Consider the following 8,829-nt stretch of genomic DNA (forward strand, 5'->3'; position numbering starts at 1 on the left):
GCCGGGCTTGGGCGCCTCCCGCCGGCACTTCGGGAGGGCGAGCGGGCAGCGGGGCGCAAAGGCGCAGCCCGCCGTCGGCCGCGTCAGGTCGGGAACAGCGCCTTCGATGGGCGTGAGGCGCGCCCCGGCCCCGTGCGGGAGCGCGTCGAGGAGCGCCCGGGCGTAGGGGTGCGCGGGCGCGCGCAAGAACTCCGCCGTGGGGGCCGATTCGACGATCGAGCCCGCATACATGAGAGCGACGCGGTCGGCCATGCCCGGGAGGAGCGCGAGGTCGTGCGTGATGAGAAGCAGCGTGAGGCCGCGCTCGCGCTTGAGTTCCTTGAGGAGTTCGAGCACCTGCGCCTGCACCGTGACGTCGAGCGCCGTCGTGGGTTCGTCGGCCACCACCACTTCGGGTTCGGCCGCGAGCGCCATCGCGATCATCGCGCGCTGCTTGAGGCCACCGGAGAGTTCGTGCGGATAGGCGCAAAAGCGCGCCTCGGGTTCGGGCACTCCCGTGCGCGCGAGCCACTCGAGGGCCAGCCTGCGCGCCTCGGCCCCCGATACCGCGCGGTGCGTGCGGATCATCTCGACGATCTGCTCGCCCACGGTGAGGACGGGATTGAAGGCCGTGGCGGGCTCCTGGAAGATCACCGCGATTCCGGCGCCGCGCACGGCGCGCATGTCGGATTCGGTGAGCGAGAGGAGCTCGCGGCCGTTCAGCCGCACCTCGCCCGACGCGACGCGGGCGTCTTCGGGCAGCAGCCGCATCAGCGCCATCGCGGTCATGCTCTTGCCGCACCCGGATTCGCCGACGAGGGCGAGCGCTTCGCCGCGCCTGAGGTCGAACGAAACCCCGCGCACGGGCGTGAGGACGCCGCCCTCGAGCGGGAGCTCGATCGTGAGGCTCTCGACCGAGAGGACCGGTTCTGCGGCTGCGGATGCGTTCATAGCCCCTCCTTCGGCTTCTCCTTTGCCGGAGCGGGCGCGAGGACGGCGCGCCGCGCCGCGCGCGGATCAAAGGCGTCGCGCACGGCCGAGGCGAAGAGGTTCGCCGAGAGCACGATCGCCACGAGGAAGACGAAGCTCGCGGCGAGGTTCCACCAGACCATCGGGGAGCGCGAGAGTTCGCTGCGCGCCGCGTTGATCATCGTCCCGAAGGAGTGCATCGCCGGGTCCACGCCGACGCCCACGTAGGAGAGCACCGCCTCATAGAGCACGATTCCGGAGAAGTCGAGCACGGTGACGATGAGCACGACGTGCAGAACGTTCGGGAGCACGTGCCGGCGCATGATCGTGAAGGGCTTGACGCCGAGGGCCTTGGCGGCCGTGACGAAGTCGAGGGTCGAGAGCTTCATCGTCTCGGCGCGCAGCAGGCGCGCCAAGGTCGCCCAGCCGGTCATGCCGATGATGAGCGCGAGGAGCATGAGCCGCAGGTCGGCGCGCTCGAGGCTCGTCTGGTACCACTCGGGATTCTTGTCGAGAAAGACCTGCACCATCAGCACCGAGGCGGCGATGAGGAGCACGCTCGGGATCGAGGAGATCGTCGTGTAGACGTACTGGATCACGTCGTCCACCCAGCCGCGGAAGTACCCCGCGGCGATGCCGAGCGTGAGTGCGAAGGGCAGCGTCGCGAGGGTCGCGAGCGTGCCGATCACGACCGCGGTGCGGATGCTCTTCACCGCCTCATAGAGGACGTCGTTGCCGACGGCGTCCGTTCCCATCACGTGCCAATTGGGCCAGACGAGCGCAAGCCACACGCCCGCGAGCCAGAAGAGCGTGAGGACGATGAGTGCCGGCCGGAAGGGATAGCCCCCGTCGCGGTTGCTCATCTCCTTGAGGGACTCGAGAAAGGTGACGTTGCGGCGCCTTGCGCGCGCGAGCGCGATGAAGATCCACGTGAGGAAGGCCGTGACGCCGCCGAGAATGCATGCGAGGAGCGTGAGGCGCGCGATCTCGACCGCCCGCAGGCGCCAGGGCGGCAGCTTCCCCGCGTGCTGGAGCGGCTGGTAGTCGCGCACGGCGACGCCGTCCTTCACGACCGTCGTGCGGTCGAATTCCGTCCTTGCAAAGGGCCGCGAATAGCTCCGCTCGTCCCCGGCGGCCTTGAGGCCGTCAAGAAGAACCGCATCGAGCAGCGACGTCACCTCGGCCGAATAGGCCGCGGGCGCTCCGGCGGGCGCGTCCGGCACGGGCGGGAGCTCCGCGCGCCAGTGGACCGAGTCGAGGAGCGCCGTGAAGAGGAAGACGGCGAGAACGGCCGCCGAGGCGGTGGCCGCCGGACGCGCGAAGACGAGCCGCCAGCGGCGCGCGAGCTCGGGCGTGCGACGCACGTGGCGCACCGCGAGGGCGAGGAGTACGAGCAGCCCCCAGGCGACGATGTCGGTGGGGAGGATGACGGGAAGCATGGGTCGGATTCTGAACGGGTGTCGGGTTCTTCTGGGAAGAGTCTTCAGCCGAGGCGGATTCTGGGATCGGCCCAGGCGTAGACCAGGTCCGTGAGGATAAGGCCTGCGATGTAGGCGAGCGTGCCCAAAAAGACCATCGTGCGCACGATCGAGAAGTCCTGCGCGCCGAGGGCGTCGAGCGTATAGCTCCCGAGCCCCGGGATGCCGAAGAAGTTCTCCATGATGAGGCTTCCCATGAAGAGCATCGGAATCACCGCGACGGAGGAGGTGATGATCGGCAGGAGCGCGTTGCGCAGCACGTGGCGCCGCAGCACCTCGCCCTCGGTGAGGCCCTTGGCGCGGGCGGTGCGCACGTAGTCGCGGCTCATCTCCTCGAGGAACATCGCGCGGTAGAGGAGCGTGTCGCTCCCCAGGCGCGAGAAGACCGCGATCGCGACGGGAAGCGCGAGGAAGGCGACAATGCCGGGGCCGTCGGTCCACCCCGAGACGGGGGCGAGGCGCATCACCTTCGAGAAGAGCCACTGCCCGACGATGATGTAGAAGAGCCCGGAGATCGACATCAGAAGCACCGAAAAGCCAACCGCCGCCGCCTCGACCTTCGTGCGTCGGAAGAAGACCACGAAGAGCGACCACGCGGTCATCACGATGAGGCCGAGGAGGAAGGTCGGCGCGGCGAGCGCGAGCGAGGGGCCCATGCGGGTGCGGATTTCGTAGCCGATGTCGCGCCCGGCGTCGCTGCGGCCGAAGTCGAGCATCAGGAGCGGCACGCTCTTTGTGAAGAAGATCGTGTCGGTCACCTTGGCGAGCCCTTCGGCCGCGTCGTTCACGAAGAGCGGCTTGTCGAGGCCCTTCGCGGCCTTCCAGGCCTCGAGCGCCTCGGCCGTGACGCGCCGGCCGCCGAGGTTGAGCCGCGCCATGTCGTCGGGCGTGTTGACGGCGAAGAAGAGCACGAACGTGAGGAGGTTCACGCCGAGGAGAATGAGGACGCCGTAGACGATGCGGCGCAGAAGGTACTGGATCATCGGCGAACCTCCTTCGAATCGACGGCGGGCCGCAGACGCCTTTCGTCTCGGCGCACCATGAGGCGCGCCGCCCCGGCGGCGGCGAGCAGCAGCCCGAAGACGAGGAGCCCGAGGGGCCAGAGGACCGGCCGGTTCCATTCGCGGATCCGGGCGAGGCGCTCCGCGGCGTCCACCTTCATGTACTGCAGGCTGTTCTGCACCATGCCCGAGGGCTTGGCGTTGCCGACCCAGGACTGGTAGGCGGCTGCTCCGGGCGGGAAGTAGCCGAAGAGCACGGGCGAATCCTCCTGCAGCATGCGGATCATGCGGTCGATCACCTCCTGGCGGCGCGGGCCGTCGGGGAGGAGCCGCATCTCGCGGAACGCTTCGTCGAACGCGGGGTTCTCATAGTTCGAGGCGTTCTCCCCCTCGTGCCTCACCTTGCCGCTCGGGCCGTAGAAGAGGAAGAGGAAGTTCTCCGGATCCGGGTAGTCTGCGTTCCAACCCCAGAAGAAGAGCTGCGCGGCGCCCTTGCTCATCTTCTCCTGGAAGCGGTTGTAGTCGGTCGCGCGGATCTCGAGCTGCACGCCGAGCTTCTTGAGCTGCCGTTGATACCACTCGAGGTAGGCGCTTGCGCCCTGCGCGGCGTTCTGGTAGTCGAAGTAGAGGACGAGGGGCGCGCCCGTCTTTTCGTCGCGCCCGTCGGGGTAGCCCGCGAGCGCGAGGAGGCGCTTCGCCTCCTCAATGGGCTTGCGCTCGACGCGGCCCGCTTGCGTACGCTCGTAGACCACCGGGTTGAAGGCCGCGGGCCCGTCGTCGCGCCAACCGAAGAGCCCGGGCGGAATCGGTCCGTGGGCGGGGAGCCCCTGGTTCTTCTGGAAGATCGCGAGGTTCTCCTCCCAGTTGACCGCGATGGCGACGGCCTGGCGCAGATAGCGGTGGCGGCGCGCCTCCTCCGGGGTAGCGCCGCCCCCCACGACCGGATCGAGCCAGTTGAAGCCGATGTACCAGAGTCCGGCCTGGACGGTCTTGGGGAACTTCATCCCCCGGCCGCCGTAGAGACTCGCCTTTTCCGGGTCGTCCTCCATGGCGACCAGGTACCCGAGCCCGGTGTCCACGCGCTCGATGAAGGGGCTGTCGTAGTAGCCCGCGAGGAACTTCGACTGCAGCGGCATCGCCTCCTTCTCGATCTCGAAGACCACGCGGTCCACGCGCGGGAGGGGCTTGCCGCAGTCGGCGAGAAGTCCGGCGGCGCGGTCCGCGGGCTCGCCTTCGCACGGATAGGTCCCGTGGCGGTAGACGGGGTTGCGCTCGAGCACGTGGCGGCGGTTCTCGAGAAACTCCCGCATGCGGAAGGCCCCCGTGCCGACGGGCCAGGTGTCGAGCGAGACGTTGTTGGCGCGCAGCCCGGGCTGCGCGTAGAACCGCTCCGCTTCGACCGGCACGGGCGCGAAGAAGGTCATCGCGAGCCAGAAGGCGAACTGCGGGTCCTTGCCCTTGACGCGCAGGCGCAGCGTGCGCTCGTCCACCGCCTCCACGCCCGGGCAGGGAACGGAGTCGAGGTCGAGCCAGGCGTCGGGCGAGGCGCCCGCCCCGCGCATCGCGCGCCACTTCGCCTCGAGTCCGCGCCGGTATTCCGTGAAGCCCACGATGCGCGCGGCCATTGTGCCGAAGATGGGGCTCACGACCTGGGGGCTCGCGATGCGGCGGATGCCGTTCACGTAGTCGCGGGCGGTGAGTTCGCGCGTGGCGGCCTCAGGGAGGTCGAAGGGGCTCCTCACGCGGGCGGCCGTTTCGGGGTCGAGGTGGTGGTAGAGGAACCTCCCCTGGGCGTCCTTCGCGAAGGCCGGATGCGGCGCAAAGAGGATCCCAGGGCGGATCTTCACGTCGTAGCGCGATTCGGCGATCGCTTCGGACGGCGCGTCGGCGGGGAGCTCCCGCCCTTCGGCGTCGAAGTACCGGGGCTCAACCACCGCTTCGGCCGTCCGGGGCTCGAGCACGTAGGGGCGCTTCAGGTAGGCGTACTGATAGGGCGGTTCATAGACCGAATAGGTGTAGGCCGTTTCGTCCGACGAATAGGAGCGCTGCGGGTCGAGGGTTCGGGGGCTTCTCGAGCCGAAGGCCGTGAAGAGCGTCTTCGCGCCGTATTCGGAGAGCGGCCGGGGGCTCGAAGGGACTTCGGGGAGCGCGGCCCAGAGGAGCGCCGTGAGGAGGATTGAGAGCGCGGCGGCCGAGAGCACCGTCGCGGCCGGGGACATCGCCGCGACGCGCGCGGCGAGGCCGCCGCGGCGCTTCGCGACGCCGCCCGCCCGGGTTTCCGGAGTCCCGTGCTCCGCCGTCCGCCTCTGCATCTGCGATTCCCTTTTCGAAATTATGCTGTCCGGCCGCTGCGGGCTTTTCCCGCGCGGCGACTCCCTATACTACGGGATGGCCCGGATCCGGCGCGGGTCCGGCCTTGAGCAATTCCACGCCACTACCCTGTTCACACATGTCTGAATTCGCAGCTCGCTTCCCGGTCCACGTCTACTGGGAGGACACCGATGCGGGCGGTATCGTCTACCACAGCAACTACCTGAAGTACATGGAGCGCGCGCGCTCGGACCTGATGCGCCGCCTCGACGTCTCGCAGGCCTCGGCCCTCACCTCGCCCGACGGGCAGCTCTTCGTCGCCGTCAACGCGGCGCTGCGCTTCCGCCGCACGGCGACCCTGGACGACGACCTCACGGTCGTCACCCGCGTGAAGCAGCTCCGCCGCGCCTCGATCGTCTTCGAGCAGAACATCTTCAAGGGCGAAGAGCTCGTCACCGAGGGCGAAGTGCGCGTCGGTTGCGTGAACCGCTCGACCATGGCGCCCGCGCCCATGAGCGAGACGCTCTACGAGCGCATCCGCAAAATGCTCGACGCCGCCCAAGACTGACGCCGCCCTCCGGCCCTTCCGGTTTTCCACTTCTCCGAACCTTTCCTTCGTCACTCCAAAATGAACGCCACCGCCGATCTGTCGATCCTCACGCTCATCGCCAATGCGAGCATCGTGGTGAAGATCGTCCTCGCCATTCTGATCATCCTGTCGCTTGCGAGCTGGACGGTCATCTTCAAGAAGTTCTTCGCGGTCACCCGCGCCGTGCGCCAGACGGACGACTTCGAGTCGCGCTTCTGGAGCGGCACGGAGCTCACGAAGCTCCTCGAGACAGCGAACCGCAACCGCGACGCCGCCGGCATGGAGGAGCGCATCTTCGCCGCGGGCATGAATGAATTCCTCAAGCAGCGCCAGGCCCCTGCGGCGGGCGACGTCGTCAACCGCGTCTCGCGCGCCATGCGCGCGGTCTTCACGCGCGAGATGGACCACCTCGAGAGCGGGCTTCCGCTCCTCGCCTCGATCGGCTCCACTTCGCCCTACATCGGCCTCTTCGGCACGGTCTGGGGCATCATGAACGCCTTCACGGGCCTCTCGAGCCTCGAGAACGCGAGCCTCGCGGTCGTCGCCCCGGGCATCGCCGAGGCGCTCGTCGCCACCGCGATCGGCCTCTTCGCGGCGATTCCGGCCGTGGCCGCCTACAACTACTTCAACAACCGCACCGGGCGTCTCTCCAACCGCGTCGAGGGCTTCAGCGAAGAGTTCCTCAACATCCTCGAGCGCCAGGCGCGCGGCTGATCGAGAACGCACGAGAGGCACTCCAAGATGGCTTTGCGCTCCAACTCCCGCCGCCGCGGTCTGATGGCCGAGATCAACGTCGTGCCCTACATCGACGTGATGCTCGTGCTCGTCGTGATCCTGATGGTGGCCGCACCGTTCGTCAATCCGAGCGTGGTGAACCTTCCCTCCGTCAACAAGGCCTCGAACGCCCCGGAAAAGGTGGTCGAAGTGGTCGTCTACCCGGACGGGCGCATGTCGATCCGCGCGGGCAAGGACATGAAGCCCATCGACATGCCCGGGCTCGTCGCCGCGGTGAAGACCGCGCAGGCCGACGACCCGAAGACACCCGTCGTGATCGCCGCGGACCGCGACGTGCGCTACGAAGAGGTCGTGAACGTCATGAAGGCGCTTCAGGCGGCCGAAATCGAACGCGTCGGGCTCTCGCTCAAGGTTGAGCGGTCTGCGGCCGCACGCTAGTCCGGAGGCTGCCGCGACATGATCAAGCTCACCGAAGAAGAGGCCGCACGCGAGCGGTTCCGCCGCGAAGACCGCAGGGACGACCTCCCCGCGGCCGCGCTCTCGGTCATCGTCCACGGCGTGCTCTTCGTCGGACTCTTCACCGTCTTCCAGTGGAACACCTCCCCGGAGACCGTCTACGCGGAGCTCTGGGCGACCGAGGACGTCTCGGGCGGCAACGACCCGCAGGGCGTCGCCGAGAAGCTCCCCGAAGAGAAGGGCCGCGACGAGACGGACGCCCCGGAGAAGAAGGCCGCCCAGCCTGAACCCAAGCCCGAGAAGGCGCCGCCGCCTCCCGAGGAGAAGACCCCGCCCGCGGGGCCGACGCCCGAGGAGATCGCCGCCAAGGAGGCTGCTGAAGCGCAGCGCCTTGAGGACGAGCGCATCGCCCGCGCCGCGCAGGCCGAAATGGAGGCGCGCCGCGCCGAAGCCGAACGCGTCGCGCAGGAGCGCGCCCGCGCCGAAGAGATCGAGCGCATGCGCCAGGAGGCGATCGAAGCCGAGCGCCGCCGCGCCCTCGAGGAGCAGAAGCGCCTGGAGGAGGAGCGCCTCGCGCAGGAGCGGCTCGCCGAACAGGCGAGAAAGGCCGAGGAGGCGAAGAAGGCCGAAGAGGCCCGCCGCGCCGAAGAAGCCCGCATCGCCGAAGAGAAGCGTAAGGCCGAAGCGGCGAAGAAGGCCGAAGAGGAGCGTCTCGCCGCCGAAGCGGAAGCCAAGCGCGTCGCCGAGGAGCTTCGCCGTCAGGAGGAGCAGCGCGTCGCCGAAGAGCAGGCTAAGAAGGCCGCCGCCGAGAAGAAGGCCCGCGAAGAGGAGCAGCAGCGCCGCCGCGTCGCGCAGCGCATCCGCGAGCAGGAGCTCGCGCGACTCTCCGCCAAGGTCGATCCCAACGCGCAGCGCTCCGGCACGACCACGGGCGACCAGAGGAACTTCAAGCAGAACCTCACGGGCTCGGCCTTCGCCTCGTGGTCGAACAAGGTCCGCGCCTGCATCCGCCCGCACATCACGATCGACGTGCCGGCGAACACTCCAAAGGGACGCTACAAGGCGGAGTTCCGTCTGAAGCTCATGCCGACGGGCGAGCAGATGGGAGCGCCGAACCTCATCACGCCTTCGGGATGGTCCGCCTACGACGCCGCGGTCGAGCGCGCCATCCGCCGCTGCAGCCGGCTCCCGAGCCCGGGACCGGGCGAGCAGATGCCCCGCGAGATCACGCTCGCCTTCGATCCGGTCGAAGACAAGCAGTAGCGCCGTCGGGGGTGCGAGGAAAAACGCCCGCAGGCCTTTCGAAGGCCTG

At 68.7% G+C, this 8,829-nt stretch carries 8 protein-coding genes; 4 read left to right on the top strand and 4 right to left on the bottom strand.

Translation table 11 applies throughout. The features are described 5' to 3' along the window. The 4 genes from ACT6Y9_RS06140 to ACT6Y9_RS06155 all read right to left on the bottom strand — a co-directional run. Nucleotides 1-930, bottom strand: a 930-nt coding sequence (locus tag ACT6Y9_RS06140) for an ABC transporter ATP-binding protein (protein WP_443743875.1), incomplete at its 3' end; no start/stop codon positions are given. Then, entirely contained in the window at nt 927-2,387 is a 1,461-nt protein-coding gene (locus tag ACT6Y9_RS06145) for an ABC transporter permease (protein WP_443743876.1), read from the bottom strand. The genes ACT6Y9_RS06140 and ACT6Y9_RS06145, both read right to left, overlap by 4 nt. A 44-nt stretch (nt 2,388-2,431) precedes the next feature. Next, nucleotides 2,432-3,409, bottom strand: a complete 978-nt coding sequence (locus ACT6Y9_RS06150; RefSeq protein WP_295477581.1) for an ABC transporter permease — start codon at nt 3,407-3,409, stop codon at nt 2,432-2,434. Further along, on the bottom strand, nt 3,406-5,646 hold the full coding sequence (locus ACT6Y9_RS06155; RefSeq protein ID WP_443743877.1) for an ABC transporter substrate-binding protein: 2,241 nt from the start codon (nt 5,644-5,646) through the stop codon (nt 3,406-3,408). The genes ACT6Y9_RS06150 and ACT6Y9_RS06155 overlap by 4 nt, the downstream gene beginning before the upstream one ends. A 230-nt stretch (nt 5,647-5,876) precedes the next feature. On the opposite strand from ACT6Y9_RS06155, the gene ybgC reads away from it, so the two are divergent. Genes ybgC through tolA form a run of 4 tightly spaced genes read left to right on the top strand, consistent with a single transcriptional unit; the run spans nt 5,877 to nt 8,780 of the window. Next, on the top strand, nt 5,877-6,305 hold the full coding sequence (ybgC, locus tag ACT6Y9_RS06160; protein WP_295477577.1) for a tol-pal system-associated acyl-CoA thioesterase: 429 nt from the start codon (nt 5,877-5,879) through the stop codon (nt 6,303-6,305). Nucleotides 6,306-6,365: 60 nt separating this feature from the next. Further along, nucleotides 6,366-7,040 carry a protein TolQ gene (gene tolQ / locus ACT6Y9_RS06165; protein WP_295477575.1) on the top strand — a complete coding sequence of 225 codons (675 nt, stop codon included), beginning with the start codon at nt 6,366-6,368 and terminating at the stop codon, nt 7,038-7,040. A gap of 27 nt (nt 7,041-7,067) precedes the next feature. Beyond that, nucleotides 7,068-7,499 carry an ExbD/TolR family protein gene (locus ACT6Y9_RS06170; RefSeq protein WP_295477573.1) on the top strand — a complete coding sequence of 144 codons (432 nt, stop codon included), beginning with the start codon at nt 7,068-7,070 and terminating at the stop codon, nt 7,497-7,499. A gap of 18 nt (nt 7,500-7,517) precedes the next feature. Further along, nucleotides 7,518-8,780 carry a cell envelope integrity protein TolA gene (tolA, locus tag ACT6Y9_RS06175; protein ID WP_295477571.1) on the top strand — a complete coding sequence of 421 codons (1,263 nt, stop codon included), beginning with the start codon at nt 7,518-7,520 and terminating at the stop codon, nt 8,778-8,780. The last annotated feature ends 49 nt before the right edge of the window (nt 8,781-8,829 follow it).

Source organism: Sutterella sp. (genome assembly GCF_052272535.1).
In the GTDB taxonomy this organism is placed as follows: Bacteria; Pseudomonadota; Gammaproteobacteria; order Burkholderiales; family Burkholderiaceae_F; genus Sutterella.